General features: G+C 69.3%; 22 protein-coding genes. 10 read left to right on the forward strand and 12 right to left on the reverse strand.

Annotated features, from left to right (window positions below; genetic code table 11):
* Positions 1-60 precede the first annotated feature (60 nt).
* From mnhG to LBW94_RS42385, 10 genes are all read right to left on the reverse strand, one after another.
* The gene (gene mnhG / locus LBW94_RS42340) at positions 61-423 is read right to left on the reverse strand and encodes a monovalent cation/H(+) antiporter subunit G (protein WP_225062161.1); all 363 of its coding nucleotides are present in this window, start codon (positions 421-423) and stop codon (positions 61-63) included.
* Positions 420-680 carry a monovalent cation/H+ antiporter complex subunit F gene (locus LBW94_RS42345; RefSeq protein ID WP_225062162.1) on the reverse strand — a complete coding sequence of 87 codons (261 nt, stop codon included), beginning with the start codon at positions 678-680 and terminating at the stop codon, positions 420-422. Before LBW94_RS42345 ends, mnhG begins: the two co-directional genes overlap by 4 nt.
* Positions 677-1,213, reverse strand: a complete 537-nt coding sequence (locus LBW94_RS42350; RefSeq protein WP_225062163.1) for a Na+/H+ antiporter subunit E — start codon at positions 1,211-1,213, stop codon at positions 677-679. The genes LBW94_RS42345 and LBW94_RS42350 overlap by 4 nt, the downstream gene beginning before the upstream one ends.
* The gene (locus LBW94_RS42355; RefSeq protein WP_225062164.1) at positions 1,210-2,826 is read right to left on the reverse strand and encodes a Na+/H+ antiporter subunit D; all 1,617 of its coding nucleotides are present in this window, start codon (positions 2,824-2,826) and stop codon (positions 1,210-1,212) included. The genes LBW94_RS42350 and LBW94_RS42355 overlap by 4 nt, the downstream gene beginning before the upstream one ends.
* Positions 2,823-3,203, reverse strand: coding sequence for a Na(+)/H(+) antiporter subunit C (locus LBW94_RS42360; protein ID WP_225062165.1), 381 nt, complete (start codon positions 3,201-3,203; stop codon positions 2,823-2,825). Before LBW94_RS42360 ends, LBW94_RS42355 begins: the two co-directional genes overlap by 4 nt.
* The gene (locus tag LBW94_RS42365) at positions 3,200-6,043 is read right to left on the reverse strand and encodes a Na+/H+ antiporter subunit A (protein WP_225062166.1); all 2,844 of its coding nucleotides are present in this window, start codon (positions 6,041-6,043) and stop codon (positions 3,200-3,202) included. Before LBW94_RS42365 ends, LBW94_RS42360 begins: the two co-directional genes overlap by 4 nt.
* A 70-nt stretch (positions 6,044-6,113) precedes the next feature.
* The gene (locus tag LBW94_RS42370) at positions 6,114-7,493 is read right to left on the reverse strand and encodes a hypothetical protein (RefSeq protein ID WP_225062167.1); all 1,380 of its coding nucleotides are present in this window, start codon (positions 7,491-7,493) and stop codon (positions 6,114-6,116) included.
* Positions 7,494-7,595: 102 nt separating this feature from the next.
* Positions 7,596-9,848 carry an AAA family ATPase gene (locus tag LBW94_RS42375; RefSeq protein WP_225062168.1) on the reverse strand — a complete coding sequence of 751 codons (2,253 nt, stop codon included), beginning with the start codon at positions 9,846-9,848 and terminating at the stop codon, positions 7,596-7,598.
* Positions 9,849-10,166: 318 nt separating this feature from the next.
* Complete coding sequence (locus LBW94_RS42380) at positions 10,167-11,039, reverse strand: CDP-alcohol phosphatidyltransferase family protein (RefSeq protein WP_225062169.1); 873 nt, start codon at positions 11,037-11,039, stop codon at positions 10,167-10,169.
* Positions 11,036-11,752, reverse strand: a complete 717-nt coding sequence (locus LBW94_RS42385) for a phosphatidylserine decarboxylase (protein WP_225062170.1) — start codon at positions 11,750-11,752, stop codon at positions 11,036-11,038. The genes LBW94_RS42380 and LBW94_RS42385 overlap by 4 nt, the downstream gene beginning before the upstream one ends.
* Before the next feature lie 449 nt (positions 11,753-12,201).
* Between LBW94_RS42385 and LBW94_RS42390 the strand changes: the two genes are divergently transcribed.
* Positions 12,202-13,230, forward strand: a complete 1,029-nt coding sequence (locus tag LBW94_RS42390; protein ID WP_225062171.1) for a beta-ketoacyl-ACP synthase III — start codon at positions 12,202-12,204, stop codon at positions 13,228-13,230.
* Positions 13,231-13,277: 47 nt separating this feature from the next.
* On the opposite strand, the gene LBW94_RS42395 is transcribed toward LBW94_RS42390, so the two are convergent.
* The gene (locus tag LBW94_RS42395; protein ID WP_225062172.1) at positions 13,278-13,730 is read right to left on the reverse strand and encodes an SRPBCC family protein; all 453 of its coding nucleotides are present in this window, start codon (positions 13,728-13,730) and stop codon (positions 13,278-13,280) included.
* Between the two features lie 224 nt (positions 13,731-13,954).
* Here LBW94_RS42395 and LBW94_RS42400 point away from each other — a divergent pair, with 224 nt between their 5' ends.
* From LBW94_RS42400 to LBW94_RS42425, 6 genes are all read left to right on the forward strand, one after another.
* The gene (locus LBW94_RS42400; RefSeq protein ID WP_225062173.1) at positions 13,955-14,140 is read left to right on the forward strand and encodes a hypothetical protein; all 186 of its coding nucleotides are present in this window, start codon (positions 13,955-13,957) and stop codon (positions 14,138-14,140) included.
* Between the two features lie 90 nt (positions 14,141-14,230).
* Positions 14,231-15,904, forward strand: a complete 1,674-nt coding sequence (locus LBW94_RS42405; protein WP_225062174.1) for an FAD-dependent oxidoreductase — start codon at positions 14,231-14,233, stop codon at positions 15,902-15,904.
* 34 nt (positions 15,905-15,938) lie between these two features.
* The gene (locus LBW94_RS42410; protein WP_225062175.1) at positions 15,939-17,405 is read left to right on the forward strand and encodes an ATP-binding protein; all 1,467 of its coding nucleotides are present in this window, start codon (positions 15,939-15,941) and stop codon (positions 17,403-17,405) included.
* A 1-nt stretch (position 17,406) separates the two neighbouring features.
* Positions 17,407-17,757 carry a UBP-type zinc finger domain-containing protein gene (locus tag LBW94_RS42415; RefSeq protein WP_225062176.1) on the forward strand — a complete coding sequence of 117 codons (351 nt, stop codon included), beginning with the start codon at positions 17,407-17,409 and terminating at the stop codon, positions 17,755-17,757.
* A gap of 97 nt (positions 17,758-17,854) precedes the next feature.
* Complete coding sequence (locus LBW94_RS42420; RefSeq protein ID WP_225062183.1) at positions 17,855-18,295, forward strand: hypothetical protein; 441 nt, start codon at positions 17,855-17,857, stop codon at positions 18,293-18,295.
* 405 nt (positions 18,296-18,700) lie between these two features.
* Entirely contained in the window at positions 18,701-19,453 is a 753-nt protein-coding gene (locus LBW94_RS42425) for a Clp protease N-terminal domain-containing protein (protein ID WP_225062177.1), read from the forward strand.
* 41 nt (positions 19,454-19,494) lie between these two features.
* On the opposite strand, the gene LBW94_RS42430 is transcribed toward LBW94_RS42425, so the two are convergent.
* Positions 19,495-20,259: a trans-aconitate 2-methyltransferase gene (locus LBW94_RS42430; protein ID WP_225062184.1), complete on the reverse strand. Its 765-nt coding sequence runs from the start codon at positions 20,257-20,259 to the stop codon at positions 19,495-19,497.
* Between the two features lie 93 nt (positions 20,260-20,352).
* Here LBW94_RS42430 and LBW94_RS42435 point away from each other — a divergent pair, with 93 nt between their 5' ends.
* From LBW94_RS42435 to LBW94_RS42445, 3 genes are all read left to right on the forward strand, one after another.
* Positions 20,353-20,643 (forward strand): 13E12 repeat family protein, encoded by a 291-nt coding sequence (locus LBW94_RS42435; RefSeq protein ID WP_225062178.1) that lies wholly within the window; start codon positions 20,353-20,355, stop codon positions 20,641-20,643.
* Positions 20,644-20,963: 320 nt separating this feature from the next.
* Entirely contained in the window at positions 20,964-22,589 is a 1,626-nt protein-coding gene (gene groL, locus LBW94_RS42440; RefSeq protein WP_225062179.1) for a chaperonin GroEL, read from the forward strand.
* A gap of 140 nt (positions 22,590-22,729) precedes the next feature.
* Positions 22,730-23,158 carry a DUF4189 domain-containing protein gene (locus LBW94_RS42445; RefSeq protein WP_225062180.1) on the forward strand — a complete coding sequence of 143 codons (429 nt, stop codon included), beginning with the start codon at positions 22,730-22,732 and terminating at the stop codon, positions 23,156-23,158.
* Positions 23,159-23,460: the final 302 nt, after the last annotated feature.

Raw genomic sequence — 23,460 nt, forward strand, 5'->3', positions numbered from 1 at the left:
GCTGAGCCGTGCGATCCTCGGGTACCGGGCCGCGCGATCACCGGCCGTGGCGCGCGCACCTCATTCGAGTTCCTCGTCGCCGAGTTCGTTGACCAGCAGCAGGCCGTCGCGGTTGCGCTGCTCGCGATAGGCGGTGCGGCCCAGCAGATGTGCGATGGCCGGGGCGGTGACCAGGGTGAACAGCCCCACCAGCAGCAGCACCCAGAAGCTGCCGTGGCCGTGTAGTTCGAGCGCGGCGCCGATCAGCACCAGCACCAGCCCCACCACCTGCGGTTTGGTGGCGGCGTGCATGCGAGAGAGGGTGTCCGGGAAGCGGATCAGGGCCAGCGCCGCGGTGAACGCCAGCGCCGCACCCGACAGGATCAGCACACCGGCCACCCAGTGCATGCCGCCGTGCAGCCAGGCAGACCATCCGCTCCTCATCGGTCGTCCCGGACCCGGAAGCGGGTGACGGCGGCCGAGCCGAGGAAGCCGACCAGCGCCAGCGCCGTGATGGCGGGCAGCACCGCGGTGTCGTCGCTGTAGGCGGCCCAGACCGCCAGCCCGGAGGCCGCGATCGCCATCAGCGAGTCGATGCCGACGACCCGGTCCAGGGTGTTCGGCCCGGACAGGATCCGATAGGCGGTGAGCAGCGCCGCGGCGGCCAGCAGCACCCCCGCGACGATCGCGACGACGGTCATGACTCCTCCTCGGTGATCGCCGCGCCGGGGTCCGGCGGGCGTTCGAAGCTGTCGATCAGCAGCCGTTCCAGCCGCCGGGTGCTGCGGTAGAACTTCTCGACGGCGGCATCGCTGCCGACATCCAGCACATGGACCCAGACGGTCGGATTGGTCCGGTCGATCTCCAGCACCATGGTGCCGGGGATCAGATTCAGCAGATCCGTGCACAGCACCAGCACCAGATCCGAGCGGATGGACAGCCGCATCCGCAGCACCCCCGAGGTCGGCGCCCCCGCGGGCCGGATCGCGAACCAGGCGATCTGGAGACTGGATTCCAGCGCGTAGTACGCACTGGCGAGCAGCAGTTCGAGCAGCGGCAGCGGGCGGATCCGGCCGGTGACGGTCACTCGCGGCAGCGGCAGCGAGGCCGTCACCACCGCCGCGATCACCAGCCCCGCCAGCAGATTGCCGACGCTGACATCACCCCACAGCGCCATGTAGACGACACCCAGCCAGAGCAGCACCCCGATCCGGACCGCGGTCTCGCGGGTCACCGGTCGCCTCCGGACCGCCACGAATCGGCCGGGCCCAGCACGGTGTTCAGGTAGTCGGCGCGATGCCCGAGATCGGTGGCGGCCCGGCCCGCGATGCCCAGAATGGGCCCGGCGAACACGGTGAGGCCGAGCCCGACGGCGATCAGCGCCGCGGTCGGCACCAGCATCAGCCGCGGGATGCGGCCCGGATCGCGCCGATCCGCGAACAGCACATCGGTGGACTCGTCGATCAGCGCCGACGGTGCGGCATCGGCGAATTCGCCCTCGGGCGCCTGGGTCCGGGACCGCCAGAACGCCTTGCTCCACACCCGGGCCATCACGTACAGCGTCAGCAGGCTGGTGAGCACGGACCCGGCCACCAGCACCCAGGCCAGCACGCCGCCCTCGGCAGCGCCCGCCTCCAGCAGCACGGTCTTGCCGATGAAGCCCGAGAACGGCGGTATGCCACCGAGATTCAGCGCCGGCAGGCCGAACAGCAGGGCCAGCAGCGGGCTCGCGGCCAGCAGGCCGCCGAGCCGGTCCAGCGAGGCGGACCCGGCCTGCCGCTCGATCAGCCCCACCACCAGGAAAAGCGTGGTCTGCACCAGAATGTGGTGGGCCACGTAGTAGACCGTGCCGGTCAGGCCCGCGACGGTGTTGAGCCCCACGCCGAACATCAGATAGCCGATGTGACTGACCAGTGTGAACGACAGCAGTCGCTTGATATCGCTCTGCGCGACCGCGCCGAGGATGCCGATCAGCATGGTCAGCAGCCCGCACACCAGCAGCACCCGGTCGAAGTGGCTGGTCGGGAACAGCAGGGTATGCATCCGGATGATTGCGTACACACCGACTTTCGTCAGCAGGCCCGCGAACACCGCGGTCACCGGCGCCGGCGCGGTCGGATACGAATCCGGCAACCAGTTCGACAGCGGGAACACCGCCGCCTTGATCCCGAACGCCACCAGCAGGACCGCGTAGATGGCGCTGCGCACCCCACTGGGCACCTCGCCGAGCCGGGTCGCCATGTGGGCCAGGTTCAGGGTGCCGGTGGCCGCGTAGGCCAGCGCGATTCCGATGAGGAAGATCAGCGAGGACAGCATCGAGACCAGCACGTACGACACCCCGGCCCGGACCCGGTCGGCGCTGGCGCCCAGGGTGAGCAGGACGAACGACGAGGTCAGCAGCACCTCGAAGCCGACGAACATGTTGAACAGGTCACCGGCGAGGAAGGCGATCGACACGCCCGCGCTCAGCACCAGATAGGTCGGTTGGAAGATCGAGGTCGGCTGCCGTTCGGCGCCGTCGCTGATACCCTGCCCGACGGCGTACACGAGCACCGCCAGCAGCACGATCGCCGACACCAGCAGCATCGCCGCCGACAGCCGGTCCACCACCAGGGTGATGCCGATCGGCGTGCGCCAGCCGCCGATCTGGAGGGCGGACATGCCGTACCGGTCGGCGAGCCACAGCAGCAGCGCGTCGATCACCACCAGCGCGGTCAGGGCGGCCACCGAGATCGATTGCTGCAAGCGCGGTTTGCGCCCGGCGATGAGCGTGCCCGCGGCGGTGAGCAGCGGGATCAGCACGGGCAGCGGGGTCAGGATCGGTTGTAGTGCGGGGGAGAGGGTCATGTGTCGCGCTCCGCCTCCCGCTGGGCGGCGACCCGCAGGTCCTCCGGATCGTTCTCGATCTGTTCGGTGGTGGTCAGCGTGTAGGACCGGTAGGCCAGCGCCAGCACGAACGCGGCCACGCCCATGGTGATCACGATCGCGGTCAGCACCATGGCCTGGGCCAGCGGGTCGGCGGTGTCGTGGTGCACCCGATCGTGATCACCGAGGATCGGCGCGCGGCCGTCCGGGCCGCCGACGGTGACGATGAGCAGATTCACCGCGTTGCCGAACAGGATCATCCCGAGCAGCATCTTCGACACCGCCCGTTCCAGCACCAGGTACACCCCGCAGGCGACGAGCACGCCGATGAGGATCAGCAGGGTGAGATTCGACGTCATCGGGCCTCCTGTCCGCGGACCCGGTCGGTGCCGCGACTGCTCGCTTCTTTGTCCAATCCGGCGCCGAGACTGCGCAACACGTCCAGCACCAGTCCGACCACGATCAGGTACACACCCAGGTCGAACAGCATCGCGGTGACGAATTTCACCGTGCCGATCAGCGGCAGCGTCACCTGGATGACCGCCGAGGACAGCGGCGGCGCGCCGAGGAACATGGACCCGGTCGCGGTACCCGCGGCGAGGACCAGCCCGGCGCCGAGCAACTGCCCGGCGTCCAGCGGCAGCGCCTCGCCCAGTTCGTAGCGCCCACCGGCGAGATACCGCAGCACCAGCGCCAATCCGGCGGTGAGCCCGCCGGCGAACCCGCCACCGGGCGCGTTGTGCCCGGCGAAGAAGAAGTAGGCCGACATCGTCATGATGGTCGGGAACACCAGGCGGGTGGTGATCGCCAGCACCATCGACCGCTCCCGGGCCGGCAGCAGCGAGGCAGCCTGCAACCACTCCGGCAGGTCCGGATCGGGGTGGTAGCCCGGGGCATCGGCGACCCGCGGCGGCAGCCCGAAGCGGCGGCTGCGGAACACCAGGGAGGCCACCCCGGTGGCGGCCGCCATCAGCACCGAGATCTCGCCGAGGGTGTCCCAGCCCCGCGCGTCCACCAGCAGCACGTTGACCGCATTCTTACCGCCACCGAATTGATAAGCGGCCGCGGGGATCCGGTGCCAGATCGGTTCCGCGGTGCGGGCCGCGGTCGCGAACGCGCCGAGCACCGCGACCACGACGCCGATCACGACGGCGAGCCCGGCGCGGCGCAACCGCAGCGCCGCGGTGCGGCTCGGCTCGACCTCCGCCGGGAACTTGCGCAGCACCAGCACGAAGATCACCAGAGTCAATGTCTCGACCAGGAATTGGGTCAGCGCGAGATCGGGAGCGCCGTGCAGGGCGAAGATCACACCGCAGCCGTAGCCGGTGACCCCGACCAGCAGCACCCCGGCCAGGCGGTTGCGCATCACCGTGGCGCCGATCGCCATCCCCGCCATGATCAGCCCGATCACCGGCTGCATCGGGGAATCCCACCAGCGCAACGTCACTCGGGCGCGGTGGCCGCACAGCAGCATCACCGTCGGCAACACCGCCAGGGTGGTCAGGATCAACGCCTGGTTCAGCGGCAGCGAACCACGCTGGGTCGCACCGGTCATCCGCAGCGACAGCGTGTCCATCGTGGCCAGCACCCGGTCGTAGACGCGATCCGCGTTGCCCAGGCGCGGATTCGCCGATTCGCCGATGCGGTCCCGGATCTCGAACAGCACCATGCCGCAGGCGATCACCACCATGGTCAGCGCCAGCGGATGCCCCCACCCGTGCCACAACCCGAGATGCGGCGGCCGATGTCCGGGCAGGGTCACCGAATACGGCCGCAGCAACGAATCCAGCCAGGGCGCACCGACACCGGCCACCAGGCTCAGCACCGCCACCACGGCCGGCGGCAGCAGCAACAGTGGTCCGGGCCGATGCCGACGCCGTGCGGGCATCGGCGGTTCCGTCGATTCGAGCTTGGTTCCGAAAGCGCCCCAGAGGAATCGGAGGCTGTAGCCCACCGTCAGGGTGGAACCGATCACCACGCCCAGCGTCACCACACCCCGCACCGGCGCGGACAGAGTGCCGGCGGTCAGCAGCGCGTCGAGGGCGCTCTCCTTGCCGACGAAGCCCAGCAGCGGCGGAATGCCCGCCATGCTAAGCCCGGCCAGGATCGCGATCGCGCACAGCACCGGTTCGCGCCGTCCGAGCCCGGACAGCCGCCGCAGGTCACGGGTGCCGGCGCCGTGGTCGATGATCCCGACCACCATGAACAGCGCGGATTTGAACAGCGCGTGCGCCACCACCAGGGTCACCCCGGCCAGCGCCGCGTCGGTGGTGCCGACGCCGAGCAGCACCATGAGGAATCCCAGCTGACTCACGGTGCCGAAGGCGAGTACCAGCTTCAGGTCGGTGACCTGGAGTGCGCGCAGCCCGGCCAGGATCATCGAGAGCAGGCCCAGGCCGAGGACGATCGGATGCCAGGGCCCGACCGCGGCGAATCCGGGCGCGAGCCGCGCCACCAGATACACACCGGCCTTCACCATGGCCGCGGCGTGCAGGTAGGCGCTGACCGGCGTCGGCGCGACCATGGCGCCGGGCAGCCAGAAGTGCAGCGGCACGATGGCCGATTTGCTGAGCGCGCCGATCAGGATCAGTACCAGCGCGACCGCGGTCGGCCAGTCCGGCCGCACCCGGACCAGCACGTCCGACAGCAGATAACTGCCGTAGTGCTCGCCCACCGCGACGATGCCGACCAGCATGGCCAGCCCACCCGCCGCGGTGACCAGCAGCGCCTGCATCGCGGCCCGGCGGTCCGGTCCCTGTTCGGAATGGTGTCCCACCAGCAGGAACGACAGGACGGTGGTGATCTCCCAGAAGGTGTAGAGCACCAGCATGTTGTCGCTGACGACCAGGCCGAACATGGCCCCGGCGAAGGCGACCAGATAGCCCGCGAAGATGCCGAGCCGCTGCCGGTCGTCGTCGCCGAAATAGCGCGCGCAGTAGAGCAGGATCAGCGTGCCGATCCCGAGGACCAGCGCCGACATGATCGAGGCCAGGGAATCGAAGCGCAGGTCGAAATCCATGTGCATGGTCGGTGCCCAGGTGACCGCGAGGCGCGTGCCGTCGTCCCAGTGCGCGCCCACCCAGAGCAGCCCGCCCAGCGGCGCCAGGGCCAGCAGGTAGAACGCGTTCCGGCCGAGGATTCGGACGCACGGCAAGGCGACGACGGCGGCGGCGAGATGGGCGAGCAGGACGGCGAGCAAACGTCACTCCGTCGGGTAGGCGGCGGGGTGGGCGAAGTCGATCTTACGTGCCGCTACGGCTGCGCAACCCTCAGCGGCCCGCGGACTTCGGCCGGTGGCTCGCCGAGGTGGCTCTGGATGTTCCGGGCGTGTCCGCCTCCACCGGGGGTGGCCCGTACACCACCGGCGCTCGCCAATGTCGCAGTGCCAGCAGCCCGGCGGCGCATCCGGCGGTGATGGCCAGCGCCGTCCAGTCGGGGGTCGGCGAGTCCACGGCCGGGACCGGCAGGATGTGCCAGTGGCCGGCGTCACTGGTTCCGGCGGCGAGATCGTCGCGGTCGACGTGGTCGCGCAGCGCGAGCACCACCGACGGCAACAGCACGATGGTCACGCCGAGCACCCGGGTGGGGTTGTAGCGCGGGGAGGCGCTGCCGAACGCGTACCCCACCACCAGCGCCAGCAGCACACCGGAGACGGTGGTCCCGATCGGGGTCTTGCTGTGCTCGGTGGCGGCGCTCCAGCCGGCCAGTCCGGCGAGCAGGACCAGCGCCGTCATCGGGCCCGGGATCCGGAAACCCAGGATCAGGCCCACCCCGATCACGGCCACGATCGGCCAGATCGACCAGTGCGGGAACGTCGGCGGCTGGATCGCGCTGTCGACCGCGATGGCGGCGACGGCGAGCAGTACCAGAATGCCGTCCCGGCGTGGCAGCAGCATGGCCGTGACGAAGCTCGACAGCACCGTCGCCACGACGGCCAGCACGATGGCCGTCGTGCTGTCGGCGTGCCGGGCCAGCCATTCCGAGACGAGCAGGGTCACCCCGACGAACAGCACGCCCGCCACGACCGGCGCCAGCGGCAGTTCGACCGTGCGGCGCTCCAGCCCCTGCCGGTTCCGGTTCACGAAGGTCCCGATGCCGACCAGCACCAGCGTCACCAGCAGCAGCCACATCGGAATCGAGTCCACGGCAGGCCAATCCGTGTGCGGCGCGGTGCGCACGCCGACCTCGCCGACGGCGGACAGCGGCGCGGCGGCCCCGACCACCACGCTGCCGAGCGCGCCGAGCGTCCACCCGAAGACCTGTAACCGGCCGTGCAGCACCGCCGTCGCGATGCCGCCCAGCAGGATGCCCCCGGCCACCGAGTCCAGGAAGTTGACCGTGGACATCGACCCGGTCGGATTGGAGAAATGTCCGATCAGATGATTCAGGAACAGGATCACGATCCCGCAGGAGGCCGAGCCCCAGGCGGCCAGCCCGTGATTGATGGTGGTGGCGAAGACCGCCACGATGAGGGCGATCAGACAGCCCGCGGCGATCGATCGCGGGAGGCTGTAGGCGAGCAGATCCAACTGGACCGCGGTGGCTCCGCTCGTCCACGGGAAGTCGATCGGCAGCAGCAGCGACATTCCAGCAACCATCATGGCCAGGAAGGCCGTGACCATCTCGAACACGCTGCGATTGGTCGCCACGACCTGAAAATACCCCAAAACCGGACAGGGTGAGATCAACTTGCCGGATAACCGTATAGCCGCATTTCAGATCACATTACGGCCACTATGGCTAACTTGTAGCTACATATAGTCACGCGGCCAGGCCTCGGGATCGTCGATGCCGGCGCGCCGGTCCGCGTACCGGCGCAACGCCGCGACCTGCTGTTCGTCCAGTGACGGCCGGACCGCGGCCCGCGCGGCGGCCATGTCGGCGGCCGTGATGTCGGCGGCGTCGACGTCCCGGCGCATCGCCGCCAGCGCGGCCTCCCGCAGCAGCGCCGAACAATCGGCGGCGGAATAGCCGTGCAGTTCCCCGGCCAGCGTGGCCAGATTGATATCCGCCGCGAGCGGCACCGACCGTGCGGCCGTCTTCAGCACCGCGGTACGTCCGGCGGCGTCCGGCGGCGGGACGAACACCAGCCGCTCCAGCCGGCCCGGCCGCAGCAGCGCCGGATCGATCAGTTCCGGCCGGTTGGTCGCACCCAGCACCACCACGTCGCGCAGCGGCTGTACGCCGTCGAGTTCGGTGAGCAGCGCGGCCACCACCCGGTCACCCACCCCGGAATCGCTGCTCTGCCCGCGCCGCGGCGCCAGCGCGTCCACCTCGTCGAGGAAGATCAGCGAGGGTGCGGAATCGCGGGCCCGCTGGAACAGTTCGCGCACCGCCCGTTCCGACGAACCCACCCACTTGTCCATCAGTTCGGCGCCCTTGACCGCGTGCACGCTGAGCTGCCCGCTGCCGGCCAGCGCCCGGACCAGGAAGGTCTTACCGCAGCCCGGTGGGCCGTACAGCAGCACACCGCGCGGCGGATCGATGCCGAGCCGGGCGAACGAGTCCGGATGCTGCAACGGCCAGAGCACCGTCTCGGTGAGCGCCTGCTTGGTCTCCACCATGTCGCCGACGTCGTCGAGATCGAGGCCGCCGGTGGACAACTCCTCGGTGCCCGAACGGGACAGCGGCCGGATCACATCCAGCGCGCCCAGCAGATCGGCGTGGGTGAGCATCGGATCGGTGTGCTCGCGATCGGCCCGCGACGCCGCCCGCAGGGCCGCCTCGCGGCACAGCGCCGCCAGATCCGACACCACGAAACCCGGTGTGCGCGAGGCAATCTCGTCCAGCGGCGCATTGTCGGTGGGTACCTTGCGCAGCAGTTGCTGCAACAGCTGTTTGCGGACCGCCGCGGTCGGCAGCGTCAGCGCCACCTCGCGATCGCACAGTTCCGGTGCGCGCAACCGGCTGTCGGCGGCGGCCGGATGCGAGGTGGTGGCCAGGAAGGCCACCCCGGCCGTGGCGACCGCGCCGCGCAGCTGGTCCAGTATCAGCGCCGCCACAGGTTCCGGATCGGCGGGCAGCAGTGCGTCGATATCGGTGATCAGCAGCACTCCGCCCGCCCCGGAACAGATCTCGGACACCGCGAGCCCCACCTCGCGCAGCCGGGTGCCGGCATCGGTGGCGCCGACGGTGGGACCGTCGAGTTCGACGATGCGCCGCGGCGTGGCCACCGCCCGTGCCAGCGTCGCCTTGCCGCCACCGGCGGGCCCGGTGATCAGCGCGCCCAGATGTGGTGGCGCGCCGAGGGTTTTCAGCAGTTCCGGCTTGTCCAGGGCCAGGCTCAGCCATTCCGACAGCTTCGCCGCCTGGGCGCGGACCCCGGTCAGCTCGGCCAGCGGAACCACCGAGGGCCGCTCCCGCACCCGCATCCGGGTGCCCGGAACCGTCGCGGCCGCATCCGGTTCCCGCACGCTCGGCACGTCCGGCGCGCGATTCGTCTCCGGCACTCCCGCACCCCACACCACCGCGCTGTTCGGCTGCACGCTGACCGGTCCCGGCCCCGGATCGGTGGCGGTGACGGTGAGCAGTTCCGAGGTCCAGGCGATGCCGAAGGTCCGCGACAATGCCTGACTGGCCGCCGCCGTACTGGTACCCGGCCCGAGATCGCGGGGCAGCAGCGACACCGCGTCGCCGACGGTCACCACCTTGCCCAGCAGCGCCTGCCGCAGCGTCGATTCGGCGATCGCGCGGGTGGCCTGCGCCGACCCGGTCACCGACAGCTGCCGGGCCCCGTACACCGTCGCCGGCGCGACCACCACGGTCGTGTCCTCGCGCACACCGGCATTGGACAGCGTGACGTCGTCCAGCAGGATCACCCCGGTCGGCGTCCCCGCGGGCGCGACCCCCGCGACCGCGGCCGTCCGCCGCGAGCCGACGAGCGCGATCCCGTCCCACTCCCGCAACCCCAGCGCGGCCAGCACCTCCGGATGCACCCGGACCACCCCCCGCCGGGCATCCGCAGCCGAATGGTTCAACCGGGCAGTCAGCGACAGTTCGGGCACGAGCCCCATTCTGCCCGGGCCCGGCCCCGCACCACCCGGCCGCCGCCCGAACCGCCACCGCAAGTCGTCGTGGGGCAGCGGCGATCGAGAATGCCGCCGCAGCCGTGATTGCGGCGGCGGCCACCGCCGCCGCGCGGACCGGCTGCCGACGGCGGCCATCCGAGCGACCTCCGTGGCCGCCACCGGAGTTGCGGCCCGTGGAGGGTCACCGGTCGCCACGAGCGGTGCTCGACCGGTGTCGTCCGAGCGCACGGTCGTGGGCCACCGGGAGATCACCGTCGGCGGCCACCGGGTGCGCGGTCGGCAGCTGCGGGATGGTTACGGCCGGCGGCCACCGGGCCGGCGCAGCCGTAACCGCGCCGAGGAGTAGTCGAGGACGGCCGGTCGGCGCCGGGACGCGCGGCGCTGGGCACGCCGCTCGGCGGGCTTGTGGTGCCAGGTCTCGGGCCGGGCGGCGGTCCAGCGCTGCGAGCGCCAGGCGAACGGGATGTGCACGATGTACAACCCCACCAGCACCATCAGCAGGACCAGCGGATAGGTGATCAGCGCGGCCGCACCCAGCGCGACCAGCACCAGCAGCAGCGCCGCGGCCTGTGGCGCCACCGACACCGACTTCATCGCCAGGGTCGGGATGGTGCTGACCGCCAGCAGTGCGGCGAATACGGTCCAGGCCGCGGCCACGGTGAAGGTGGTCCACCAGCCGGCGCCGAACTGTTCGTGCAGTGCGACCGGCAGCAGCGCGATCAGCGCGGCCGCCGGGGCGGGCACACCCACGAAGTAGTCCCGCTCCCAGTCCGGCCGGGAGTCGTCGTCCATCAGCGTGTTGAACCGGGCCAGCCGCAGCACGATGCTGACCGCGAAGATCAGCGCGATGATCCAGCCCGCGCCCTCCTGGCGCAGCACCGTCACGTACAGCACCAGCGCGGGCGCGACGCCGAAGGAGATCGCGTCGGACAGGGAATCGAGTTCGGCGCCGATCTTGGTGGTCGCCGACAGCATGCGGGCCAACCGGCCGTCCAGGGTGTCCAGCACGGCGGCGGCGCCGATCATCGCCAGCGCCCCGCCGAGCGAGTTGTCCAGGGCGAACTTCACCGCCGACAGCCCCGCGCACAAGGCCAGGATCGTCACGATGCTGGGCAGGAGCAGGACCGTGCGGCGCCGGCCGTTGCCGATCGCGGTTTTCCCGATCATGACGGCAGTTCGGCCAGCACCGTCTCCCCGCCGACCGTCCGCTGCCCGGGTTCGACCAGCAGCGTGGTCCCGGCCGGAAAATAGGTGTCGACCCGGGAACCGAACCGGATCAGCCCGTAGGTGTCGCCGATGGCGAGCCGATCCTCGACCCGGACGTCGCAGACGATGCGACGGGCCAGCAGTCCGGCGATCTGCACCACGGTGACCAACTGGCCGGAGTCGGTCTCCAGCAGCATCGTGTTGCGCTCGTTCACCGCGCTGGCCTCGGGCAGATCCGCGGACCGGAACTGGCCGCGCCGGTAGACGATCTCCCGGACGGTGCCCGAGACCGGCGTGCGCTGCACATGCACGTCCAGCACCGACAGGAAGATGCTGACCCGGGGCAGCGGCCGGTCGCCGAGGTTCACCTCGGCGGGCGGGACCTCGGTGTCGACCAGGGCGATCTGCCCGTCGGCCGGGGCCACCACCACATTCGGCCGGCTCGGCGGAACCCGGTGCGGGTGGCGGAAGAAGGCCGCCGTGGCCGCCGCGGTCGCCAGCCCGGTGCGGCGCAGCCAGGTCCGCCGGCCCGCGAGCGCCGCCACCGCCAGCGGCGCTGCCACGAACGGCAGGCCGGCGGGATGCAGCGGCGGAATCGCGTCCCGGACCAGATCGGCCACATGGCCGAGTCCGGTGCGTTCGGGAGTGCCGGGCGGGGTGGGTCGGCGGGCCACAGGCTCCTCTTTCGTGGGGCAGTGCTGTCGTGTCGAGGGGGCGCCGGGTCGGCGACGGTGTCGGACCGGGCCGGGCCCCTGCTTCCGGTGTCGCCGCGGGCGATCGGCGGCGCCGGATCGGTTTCACACCTTACGGGACAGGCCCCGCCGGAGGTCCGGTTGTCCCACCTGTGCCGGACCCCGTTCCGCCGGTCGGAGCGGGGGTACCGGACACGATCCGACCGCGGCGAATCGCCGGATCCGAGGGCAGGCGCACACTGTTCCTATCGGTCGTTTGTGAGAACTCACTACCAGCGGTCGATTTGTCGTAATATGAGGTGGCCTCATGTCTGCGGAATCTGCGCTGGACGTGTGCGGACTCCGGGATCGGGCCCGATGAAGGAACGTTCCATGTGCGGGTGTGGCCGCAATCGTGGCGTCGCTCGCCGGGTGTACCTAGGAGACGCACGATGGCTGCTCAGCTCGCGCACATCACAGGTTCGGAACACACCGCCCTACTGGGGCTGGGGGTCTACCGCCCGCAACGGATCGTCAGCAACGACGAGGTCGCCGGTCCGATCGACTCCAGCGACGAATGGATACGCACCCGTTCGGGCATCCACTCCCGCCGGTTCGCCACCGGGTCGGAGACCATCGTGACCATGAGCGCCGACGCGGCGCGCGGCGCGCTGGAATCCGCGCGGATCGCGGCCGACCAGATCGACTGCGTCATCCTGGCCACCTCGACGTGGGCGCTGCTCACGCCCGCGGCGGCGCCGCAGGTCGCCACCGCGCTGGGCATGAACCATCCGCCCGCCTTCGACCTGGCCGCCGGCTGTGCCGGGTTCTGTCACGGCCTGGCGGTGGCCTCGGATCTGATCAAGGGCGGCACCGCCCGGCATGTGCTGGTGGTCGGGGTGGAGTTGTTGTCGGCGACGGTCAACCCGGCCGACCGCGCGACCGCATTCCTGTTCGGCGACGGCGCCGGCGCGGTGGTCGTCGGCCCGGCCGCCGAGCCCGGCATCGGCCCGACCGTCTGGGGTTCCGACGGGACACAACATCACGCCATCCGGCAGGACAAGGACTGGGTGCAGTTCTTCGCCGAATTCGACGAACTCGGCGCGGACGCCGTCCGGCCCTGGCTCGCGATGGAGGGCACCGCGGTATTCCGCTGGGCCGCACACTCGTTGAAGCAGGTGTGCCTGGACGCCGTCGGCGCCGCCGGGCTCGTCCCGGGAGACCTGGAGGCGATGGTCCCGCATCAGGCCAACGGCCGCATCATCGAGATCATGGCCCGGGAACTGAAATTGTCACCGAGTTGTGCCCTGGCCGACGACATCACCGAGGCTGGCAACACCTCCGCCGCCTCGATCCCGCTGGCGATGGAGGCGCTGCTGCGCAAGGGCGACGCGAAACCCGGCGCCGACGCACTGCTGGTCGCGTTCGGCGCCGGGCTGTCCTGGGCCGCGCAGGTGGTGAAGTTGCCGAACTGGCAGTGACCGGTACCGGAAAGCCTTCCGGCAGTGTGGATCTCAGCGTTCGGTGCTCAGCGTTCGGCGGTGGCCTTGATGCGTTCCAGCGTCTCGTTCATGCCGCGCACCAGCTCGGCCTCGAACTGCTGCTCGCCGCCGAGGAAGGCATTGATCAGCATGCGCACCGGCCGGCGTACGCCGTTCGGTATGTCGCGGCGTTCGACCAGTTTGGTGCCGGTCTCGATGGGCTCCAGGGTGTAGCTCCACACCACGCCGTTCTCGTTCATCCGGAAGGCGAACTCGCGGTTGGGCTCGTACCGGACGATGCGGGACGTCGTGGGATAGACGTATTTCCCCTCGACCCGATTGATGTTGATCGTCCAGGTCCCGGCCGCGGGCGTGCCGAGTGGGATCATGCGTTTGGTGGTCGGGCTGAACTCGGGCATCCGCTTCAGATCCGAGAGGACCTGCCAGACCTGTTCCGGGGACGCGGAAATATCGACAGTGGCTTCGAGAGTGTTCGGCAACGCTGGCTCCGAGAGATGTGACGTCAAGTACCACACAGCCTACCGGCGGGTCGTCGTCGCGGAAGTGCCCGGCAGGGCTCGGCTCGTTGAAAATCAACTGCATCACAGTCTGCGGCGAGAGGTATCCCGGCATGTAATGAACGACGCACAATAGCGGATAGACAAGCGGCAGGCAACGAAGCATCCGACCCGAGCTATTCATTCCAGACGTGAGGTGATCGGCCGTGAAACTGCGCTTTCTCCTCAACCGCCGGCAGGCGGAATCCCTACCGCTCCTACCGCTCTCGGATGAGGCCGCCGGGCGGCGTCCGGGTCAGTGGACGCGGCAGGCGCGCGCGCAACGGGAGGAACGACTGGAACGTCTGCTCACGCCGACCGAGCGTGACTTCGTGGAACACCACCAGCTGTGAGCCGGCCTCGCAACGGCTCGGCGCCGGTGGAGAATCCGCTGGTAGAGAACTCGGCTCGTCACCGGAGCCGGTGACATCCATACTTTGGACGTGACCTCACCAGCTGCTGCCAGACCCGCGATCCTCAGTGTCGACGACGATCCCGGCGTCTCCCGCGCTGTCGTCCGAGACCTCCGTCGCCGGTACGGCGCCGATTATCGGATCATTCGCGCGGAGTCGGGCGCCTCGGCGCTGGACGCGCTGCGTGAGATGAAATTGCGGGGTCAGCCCGTGGCCGTGTTGATCGCCGACTTCCGGATGCCGGGCATGGACGGCATCGAATTCCTGGAGCAGGCGATGGATCTGCATCCGTTCGCCCGGCGGGTCCTGCTCACCGCCTACGCCGATACCGACGCGGCGATCAACGCCATCAATGTGGTGGATCTGGACCACTATCTGCTCAAGCCCTGGGATCCGCCGGAGGAGAAGCTGTATCCGGTCCTGGACTCGCTGCTCGAGTCCTGGCGCGGCGACCAGCGCCGGCCGGTGCACGAGACCAAGGTGATCGGTCACCGCTGGTCGGCCCGCTGTTCGGAGGTCCGGGAATTCCTGGCGCGCAACCAATTGCCGTACCGCTTCTATCTGGCCGACGAGCCGGAGGGCGAGCGGCTGCTGGCGGCGGCCGGCGCCGGCGCCGACCAGTGCCCGGTGGTCATCGATGCGAGCGGCGGGGTGCTGCGCGCGCCCAGTGACAGCGAACTGGCGGTGAGCGTCGGCCTGAACACCGATCCGCTCGGTGACTTCTACGATCTGATCGTGGTGGGCGGCGGTCCGGCCGGGCTCGGCGCGGCGGTCTACGGCGCTTCCGAGGGGCTGCGGACGGTCCTGGTCGAGCGCACCGCCACCGGTGGTCAGGCCGGGCAGAGTTCGCGGATCGAGAACTATCTGGGCTTCCCCGACGGATTGTCCGGTGCGCAACTGGCCGATCGGGCGCGGCGGCAGGCGGTGAAATTCGGCGCCGAACTGATCACCGCGCGCGAGGTGACGGGGCTGGAGGCCTGCGGCGCGGCCCGCGTGGTGCGCTTCGACGACGGCAGTTCCATCGCCGCGCATTCGGTGCTCATCGCCACCGGGGTCAACTACCGGCACCACCCGGCGCCGGGCGTGGACGATTTCACCGGGCGCGGTGTGTATTACGGCTCGGCGATGACCGAGGCGGCGGACTGCGCCGACCGTGAGGTCTACATCGTCGGCGGCGCCAATTCGGCCGGTCAGGCGGCGGTGTTCCTGTCCCGCAACGCGCGTACCGTGCACATCCTGGTCCGGGCCCGGTCGCTGGAACAGTCCATGTCGCACTATCTGATCCAGCAGATCGAGGCGATCCCGAACATCAAGGTGCACCCGTGCACCGAGGTGACCTCCGCCGACGGCGACGACCATCTGGAGCGAATCGTGTTGCGCAACAATGCGACCGGCGCCGAGGAGAAGGTGGACGCCGAGCGGTTGTTCCTGTTCATCGGCGCCGCGCCGGAGACCGAATGGCTGGACGGCCTGATCACCCGGGACCGGGCCGGTTATGTGCTGGCCGGACCGGATCTGCTGGTCGACGGGGCGCTGCCGCCGGGCTGGGAACTGTCGCGCCCGCCGGGACATCTGGAGACCAATGTCCCGGGCGTGTTCGTCGCCGGTGATGTGCGTTCGGAATCGGCGAAGCGGGTGGCGTCCGCGGTCGGCGAGGGTGCGATGGCGGTGATGCTGGTGCATCGATACATGGCGAAGCAGTAGCGGTCGTCGAAGTGGCAGTGGGAGGAGTGCGGACATGAGCACGCGATTGGTATGCGACCCGGGCGAACTGCGGACGCTGTTCCTGTTCGAGAAGCTCGGTGACGAGCAGTTGGCCTGGCTGTGTCGTGACGGCCGGGTGGAATCGTTCGAACCGGGCCTGGTCTTCCGCGAGGGCGATCCGGCCGAGAACTTCTATGTGCTGATGTCCGGCGAGGTCGTGCTCACCCGGCTGTCCTCCGGCGAGGAGATCGAGCTGGTCCGCACCGCCCACCGTGGCTCGTACTCGGGCGCGTGGGCCTCCTATCTGGGCGACCGCGCCGAGCAGACCTACAACGGATCGTTCTACGTCACCGAACCGTCCACGTTCTTCGTCCTCGACGCCCGCACCTTCTCGGACATGGTGCACGAGTGGTTCCCGATGGCGGTGCATCTGCTCGAAGGCCTGTTCTTCGGCAACCGCAACTCCAACGAGATCATCGGCCAGCGCGAGCGGTTGCTCGCACTGGGCCAGCTGTCGGCGGGGCTGACGCACGAGCTGAACAATCCGGCCGCCGCGGCCGTCCGGGCCACGGGTTCGCTGCGGGAGCGCGTCGCCGGCATGCGCAACAAGCTGAAGATGATGGCGCGCGGCAAATTCGACTCGAACACCCTGGAGGCCCTGGTGCAACTCCAGGAGGAGGCCGCCGCGCAGGTCGGCAAGGCTCCGGTGCTGACCCCGCTGGAGGCGGCCGACCGGGAGGACGAACTCGGCGGCTGGCTCGACGATCACGACATCGCGGGCGGCTGGGACATCGCGCCGAACTTCGTGCAGGCCGGCTTCGACATCGACTGGCTGGAGAAGGTGGCCGGCACGCTGGAGGGGTGCGACAGCGGCACCCTGGAGGGTGCGATCCGATGGCTGAACTACACCGTCGAGACCGAACTGCTGATGAACGAGATCACCGATTCGACCACCCGCATCTCGTCGCTGGTGAACGCGGCCAAGCAGTATTCGCAGATGGATCGGGCCCCGTTCCAGGTGGTCGACATCCACGAACTGCTGGACAGCACGCTGGTCATGCTGGCCCGCAAGATCGGTGACGACATCGAGGTGGTCAAGGAATACGACCGCACGCTGCCGCCGGTGCCCTGCTATGCGGCGGAGCTGAACCAGGTGTGGACGAATCTGATCGACAACGCCGTGGCGGCGATGTCCGGGCACGGCACGCTCACCGTCCGCACGTATCGCGAGAACGACTGCGTAGCAGTGGAAATCTGCGACACTGGTGCCGGCGTCCCGCCGGAACTGCGGCACCGGATCTTCGAACCGTTCTTCACCACGAAGGCGGTCGGCGAGGGAACCGGTCTCGGCCTGGACATTTCGTTCCGGATCGTGGCGAAGAAACACGGTGGCGACATCCGGGTGGAGTCGGTGCCCGGCGACACCCGCTTCGTCGTCCGGCTGCCCCTGCAACAGCAGGCGGAACCCGAACCGGCACAGCCGATTACCGGAAGTGAGTGACATGCAGAACATCGACGGCATCGATCCCGCGGTCCCGCCCAGCGGTACCGGTTGCGTGGAATGCGAACAGGCCCAGGGCTGGTGGGTGCACTTACGCCGCTGTGCCCAGTGCGGGCACGTGGGCTGCTGCGACACCTCACCGTCCCAGCACGCCACCAAGCATTTCGCGGAGACCGGCCATCGGTTCGTCCGCAGCTTCGAACCGGGCGAGCAGTGGTTCTGGGACTACGAAGCCAGCGACATGTTCGACGAGGGCCCGAAATTGGCTCCGCCGCAGCATCATCCGCGCGAGCAGACGGTGCCCGGCCCGCGCGAGCGGGTGCCCGCGGATTGGCGCGACCACATCCACTGAAACCGGGTCCCACCGCGTCGCCACCCCCGGCCGGGTACGCTGCCAGCGCACCGGGCACATCCGGTGTGTGTCGACCGTAGCGGGGATTGAATCGGTGATGAAACGGATCGTGGTGCTCGCCGTCGCGGCGGGTGCGCTGACGCTCGCCGGATGTGGTGGCAACGACTCGGCCCCGGCGCCCGCCGGATTGCGCCAGGCGTCGGCGACCGGTTCCGCGGTCGCCGCACCGAGTTCCGCGTCCGCGGTATCGAGCGCGTCCGCTCCCGCTCCCGAAACCGCCACGGCGCCGGGAACTTCCACCGCCGCGCCGGTCGCGACCGGGACGCTGGGCCCGGCCTCGGCGACGCCCTGCGGCCGATTCAAGACCATGGACGTCGATGCGGAGAAGGCCCTGATGGAACAGGTGCTCGCCGAGAATCCGGGGTCGAAGTTCGAGGGCAGCCCCAATGTCGCTCTCGGCACCGCGAAGCTGGTGTGCCTGTCGTCCAGTCGCGTCGACACTCCCGTCGCGGTGGCGATCGGTATCGCCACCGGATAGTTCCGCGTCGAAACCCGGTCTGTTAAGCGATCGATGGGCCGATGACAAGGATCGTGCGGCACCGTAGGGCAAGCGGGTGCCGCGACCGTTGCACACCCGAGTGAATGTCGACTGCGCGGCCGTGCCGTGCCTGGGAGAGAACCAGTGAAGAAGCTGGTGGTGGCCGTCCTGATGTGTGGCGTACTGGCCCTGTGCGCCGCCTGTGGACCGGCGGGAAACCACGATCTGCACATGCATGGCCACCCGGCCCCGACCACGAGCGCGCCCGGGTTACGGGGGCATCTGCCACACCTCACGGTGAGCCCGCCGCGCTGAATCCGGACCGGTGGGCCGGTCCGCGAAGCCGTCCGGATTATCGTCAACCAATGGTTGACGAAAGCTCGATGGTCAACCTATCGTTGACGCATGGCGAACAAGATACGACTCGACGATCTGATCGACGGAATCAAGCGGGCCCGCCCCGACGACGTGCTGGAACAGCTGTCGGACGCGGTCGTGGCGGCGAACCATCTGGGCGAGGTCGCCGATCATCTGATCGGTCACTTCGTCGACCAGGCCCGGCGCTCGGGCGCCTCGTGGACCGATATCGGCAGCAGCATGGGGGTGAGCAAGCAGGCCGCCCAGAAACGGTTCGTGCCCAAGGAATCCGGCAATCCGGCGGCCCTGGATCCGAATACCGGATTCGGCCGGTTCACCCAGCGGGCCCGGAGTGTGGTGATGGCCTCGATGGAGGAGGCTCGTACCGCCGGCAATGCCGAGATCACGCCGGAACACCTGGTGCTGGGGCTGCTCAGCGAGCCCGAGGGGCTGGCGGCGCTGGCCATCGTCGGGAAGGGGATCGGCCTCGACGCGGTCCGGCGGGTCGTCACCTCGGCGCTGCCGCCGGCGGCCGAGACCGTACCCGATCTGATTCCCTACAACGGCCCGGCCCGCAAGGCGCTGGAGCTCACCTTCCGGGAGGCGCTTCGGCTGGGGCACAACTACATCGGTACCGAGCACATGTTGCTGGCATTGCTGGAGCTGGAGGACGGCGCCGGTCCGCTGTCCGGGCTCGGGCTGGACAAGGCCGAGTTGGAACGGGACCTGGTCGCGCTGCTCGCCCGGGTGCCCGGCGCCGCCGCGCAACCTCCGGTACCGCCGGCCTCGGACTCGCTCTGATGGTGAGCGGCCGGTCGGCCGAGGCCGGCTGATCCGTGTCGTCAGGAGCGATGCGCCACCGCGAAGACCCGCCGGAACGGCATCCAGGTACTACCGTCGGCCTGCTGCGGGTAGGCAGCGCGCAGCAGGCTGCCCAGTTCGGTGGTGAACCGGTCCCACTCGGTGTCGTCGAGGGCATCCCGCACCGGGCGCAGGGCGGTACCGGTGACCCAGGTCAGCACCGGATCGTCCCCGGACAGGCGTTGCACATACGTGGTCTCCCAGGCGTCCACGCCCCAACCGGCCGCCGCGAACAGCGCCGCGTACCCGGTCGGCTCCAGCACGCTGCGCGGCTCCAGGATGCCGGTGTCCGCCAGGCGATCCTTCCAGTGCGGGCGGGCGGCCACCTCGCGGATGCTGCTGTGTGAGGGGGCGTCGAAATTGCCCGGAACCTGGAGGGCCAGCCAGGCGCCGGCGGGCAGCTCCGCCGCCCAGCGTCGCAACAGATCCGGATGACCGGGCACCCATTGCAGCACCGCGTTCGTGACGACCACATCGGTATCGGCCTCGGGCTGCCAGTCCCGCACGTCGAGCAGGGTCGCGTGTACGCCGCGGGCGCGAGCCGCCGCCACCATCTCCGGTGACGAATCCGAGGCCTCGACGACCGCCCCCGGCCACCGCTGTCCCAACACGCCGGTGAGGTGTCCGGGCCCGCAACCGAGATCGACGACACGCCGAGGCCGCTCGGCGCCGATTCGATTCAACAACTCGAAAAAGGGCCGCGAACGGTGATCGTCGAAGGTCAGATACTGCTGTGGATCCCACATGGCGGCTCCAGTCGCGTCGTTCACCAAACCGTACGTACGTACTGTATTGGCCATATACCGGTTCCACAAGCGCGGTATGGATACCATGTAGCTATGGCGGATACCCGGGACTCCGACATGATTGCCGGAGAATCGCGCGGTGACCTGCTGCACGCGTTGACCTTTGTGTCCACGGAGTCCGGTCCCGACGGTAGTTACATAGTGAACGGAGACCTCCCGCCGGAGGTCGCTCCGCCGTTCATTCGTGCCATCATGCGGATCGAGGCGGAACTGCTTCTCCACGATGCGGAGCAGGTGACGGTCGATCGTGGTGAGCCCCGGACTCCGGAGGAGCGCCGGGCCGACGCCTTCCTGGCCTTGGCTCTGCGGGTCACCGATACCTGAGCTCCCAGCGCGGTCTCTCCCTCCTCCTCCCCGCCGTCGGTCCGGGATCGAGCCGGGTCGCGAACGGGAGCGCTGGGCCCGCGCATCGGCGACCGGTCCGGGGTGGGCCGACACCTCCTTGCACTCGGTGGTGGCGAGTGCTAAAAATGGATCTGGCACTCCCGTTATGTGAGTGCCAGGTCGGGACGGTGAGGCCGGGTACCACGACACCCCTGGTCGTCCGTCGCGGGCACCGAACCTGGCCAGCGTCAATATGGAGCGATCCAACCCTGCGGTCGCTCTGTGTGTCAGCCATATACGTGGAGGATCTCGAGAACGCCATGGCCAAGACAATTGCGTACGACGAAGAGGCCCGTCGCGGCCTCGAGCGGGGCCTCAACAGCCTCGCCGATGCTGTCAAGGTGACGCTGGGCCCCAAGGGCCGCAACGTCGTCCTGGAGAAGAAGTGGGGCGCCCCCACGATCACCAACGATGGTGTGTCCATCGCCAAGGAGATCGAGCTCGAGGACCCGTACGAGAAGATCGGCGCCGAGCTGGTCAAAGAGGTCGCCAAGAAGACCGACGACGTCGCGGGCGACGGCACCACCACGGCGACCGTGCTGGCGCAGGCGCTGGTGCGTGAGGGTCTGCGCAACGTCGCGGCCGGCGCGAACCCGCTGGGTCTGAAGCGCGGCATCGAGAAGGCCGTGGAGGCTGTCACCAGCCGCCTGCTGGCTTCCGCCAAGGAGGTCGAGACCAAGGAGCAGATCGCCGCCACCGCCGCGATCTCCGCCGGCGACCAGTCCATCGGCGAGCTGATCGCCGAGGCCATGGACAAGGTCGGCAAGGAAGGCGTCATCACCGTCGAGGAGAGCAACACCTTCGGGCTCCAGCTGGAGCTGACCGAGGGTATGCGCTTCGACAAGGGCTACATCTCCGGTTACTTCGTGACCGACCCGGAGCGTCAGGAAGCGGTCCTCGAGGATCCGTACATCCTGCTGGTCGGTTCCAAGATCTCGACCGTCAAGGATCTGCTGCCGCTGCTGGAGAAGGTCATCCAGGCCGGTAAGCCGCTGCTGATCATCGCCGAGGACGTCGAGGGCGAGGCCCTGTCGACCCTGGTCGTGAACAAGATCCGCGGCACCTTCAAGTCCGTCGCCGTGAAGGCCCCGGGCTTCGGCGACCGCCGCAAGGCGCAGCTGGCCGACATCGCCATCCTGACCGGCGGTGAGGTCATCAGCGAAGAGGTCGGTCTGAACCTGGAGACCGCGACCGTCGACCTGCTGGGCACCGCCCGCAAGATCGTCGTGACCAAGGACGAGACCACCATCGTGGACGGCGCCGGCGATGCCGAGGCCATCCAGGGTCGCGTGGCGCAGATCCGCACCGAGATCGAGAACTCGGACTCGGACTACGACCGTGAGAAGCTGCAGGAGCGCCTGGCCAAGCTGGCCGGCGGTGTCGCGGTGATCAAGGCCGGCGCTGCCACCGAGGTGGAGCTCAAGGAGCGCAAGCACCGCATCGAGGACGCGGTGCGCAACGCCAAGGCCGCCGTCGAGGAGGGCATCGTCCCCGGTGGTGGCGTGGCCCTGCTGCAGGCCGCCCCGGCGCTGGACGAGCTGACCCTGACCGGCGACGAGGCCACCGGTGCGAACATCGTTCGCGTCGCCCTGGCCGCGCCGCTGAAGCAGATCGCCTTCAACGCGGGCCTGGAGCCCGGCGTGGTGGCCGAGAAGGTCTCCAACCTGCCGTCCGGCTCGGGCCTCAACGCCGAGACCGGCGTCTACGAGGACCTGCTGGCGGCCGGCGTGGCCGACCCGGTGAAGGTGACCCGTTCCGCGCTGCAGAACGCGGCGTCGATCGCGGCCCTGTTCCTCACCACCGAGGCCGTCGTCGCCGACAAGCCGGAGAAGACGGCCGCCCCGGCCGGCGATCCGACCGGTGGCATGGGTGGCATGGACTTCTGAGTCCTGCCGTCCGGCAACAATTTTCGACCGGAAGCCGGCCCACCCTCGAGGTGGGCCGGCTTCCGGCTTTGTCGGTACTCTCCGTCATGATGGCCTGTTGGCCTCGAGCCGAGGCCGTGCACAACTGGAGAGAGCATCAGATGTTTGTTTCGGGGAAAACGACCTTCGGACTGGTCGCGGGGGTTGCGACCGTTCTCCTGACCGCGGGGGCGGGATCGGCCTCGGCGGCCGACTCCGACTGGGACGGTCACTACTACGGTGCGTTCGCCATCTCGACCGACAATCCGACCGGCGGCACCATCATCGGCATGACCGGTGACTACCCCAACCAGGGCGAGGCAGACGCGAATGCGTTGTCCGCCTGCGGGTACGGCAACTGCTTCGTCGTGCTGCGCTACATGGACGGCTGTGGATCGCTGGCCGAGCGGGACGGACTGTTCCTCGGTGGGGTCGGGCCGACGCCGGCCGCGGCCGAGGGCGCGGCAATCGGCGCCTTCGGCCCGCCGCGGCCGGCCTCGCTCAGCGCGGAGCCGAGTCCGACGCGGATCGTCGACACCCGGTGCAACTGACGGATGTCGCGGTAATACCGATTTACGGGTGAGTGGTGATCGGTCCGTCGTCCGACGGGCCGGTCGCACTGCTTTTCGGGGCCGTACGGATGCGGCGAAACATCCGATATTGACCGTATGACCAGGCGATTTGACATCGAAAGTGGTTCACACGTAACTTAATCCAGGTCAGAGCGACACGGACGCCGACCCAGAGCCGAGAGGCCCGGGACACGAGGCCGGACGATGAGCGCCAGACTGGATCACACGGCTCGACTCGCTACCCCGATTTGGATCGGGATAGAGGGATGGGCTAAGCTTGA

The sequence above is a fragment of the Nocardia sp. alder85J genome, assembly GCF_020176955.2.
Classification (GTDB): Bacteria; Actinomycetota; Actinomycetes; order Mycobacteriales; family Mycobacteriaceae; genus Nocardia.

Excerpts from the sequence above, each read along its gene's own strand:
- mnhG (WP_225062161.1), bottom strand. The coding sequence starts at position 423 with ATGAGGAGCGGATGGTCTGCCTGGCTGCACGGCGGCATGCACTGGGTG.
- LBW94_RS42345 (WP_225062162.1), bottom strand. The coding sequence starts at position 680 with ATGACCGTCGTCGCGATCGTCGCGGGGGTGCTGCTGGCCGCCGCGGCG.
- LBW94_RS42355 (WP_225062164.1), bottom strand. The coding sequence starts at position 2,826 with ATGACCCTCTCCCCCGCACTACAACCGATCCTGACCCCGCTGCCCGTG.
- LBW94_RS42360 (WP_225062165.1), bottom strand. The coding sequence starts at position 3,203 with ATGACGTCGAATCTCACCCTGCTGATCCTCATCGGCGTGCTCGTCGCC.
- LBW94_RS42380 (WP_225062169.1), bottom strand. The coding sequence starts at position 11,039 with ATGATCGGGAAAACCGCGATCGGCAACGGCCGGCGCCGCACGGTCCTG.
- LBW94_RS42390 (WP_225062171.1), top strand. The coding sequence starts at position 12,202 with ATGGCTGCTCAGCTCGCGCACATCACAGGTTCGGAACACACCGCCCTA.
- LBW94_RS42410 (WP_225062175.1), top strand. The coding sequence starts at position 15,939 with ATGAGCACGCGATTGGTATGCGACCCGGGCGAACTGCGGACGCTGTTC.
- LBW94_RS42415 (WP_225062176.1), top strand. The coding sequence starts at position 17,407 with ATGCAGAACATCGACGGCATCGATCCCGCGGTCCCGCCCAGCGGTACC.
- LBW94_RS42420 (WP_225062183.1), top strand. The coding sequence starts at position 17,855 with ATGAAACGGATCGTGGTGCTCGCCGTCGCGGCGGGTGCGCTGACGCTC.
- LBW94_RS42425 (WP_225062177.1), top strand. The coding sequence starts at position 18,701 with ATGGCGAACAAGATACGACTCGACGATCTGATCGACGGAATCAAGCGG.
- LBW94_RS42430 (WP_225062184.1), bottom strand. The coding sequence starts at position 20,259 with ATGTGGGATCCACAGCAGTATCTGACCTTCGACGATCACCGTTCGCGG.
- LBW94_RS42435 (WP_225062178.1), top strand. The coding sequence starts at position 20,353 with ATGGCGGATACCCGGGACTCCGACATGATTGCCGGAGAATCGCGCGGT.
- groL (WP_225062179.1), top strand. The coding sequence starts at position 20,964 with ATGGCCAAGACAATTGCGTACGACGAAGAGGCCCGTCGCGGCCTCGAG.
- LBW94_RS42445 (WP_225062180.1), top strand. The coding sequence starts at position 22,730 with ATGTTTGTTTCGGGGAAAACGACCTTCGGACTGGTCGCGGGGGTTGCG.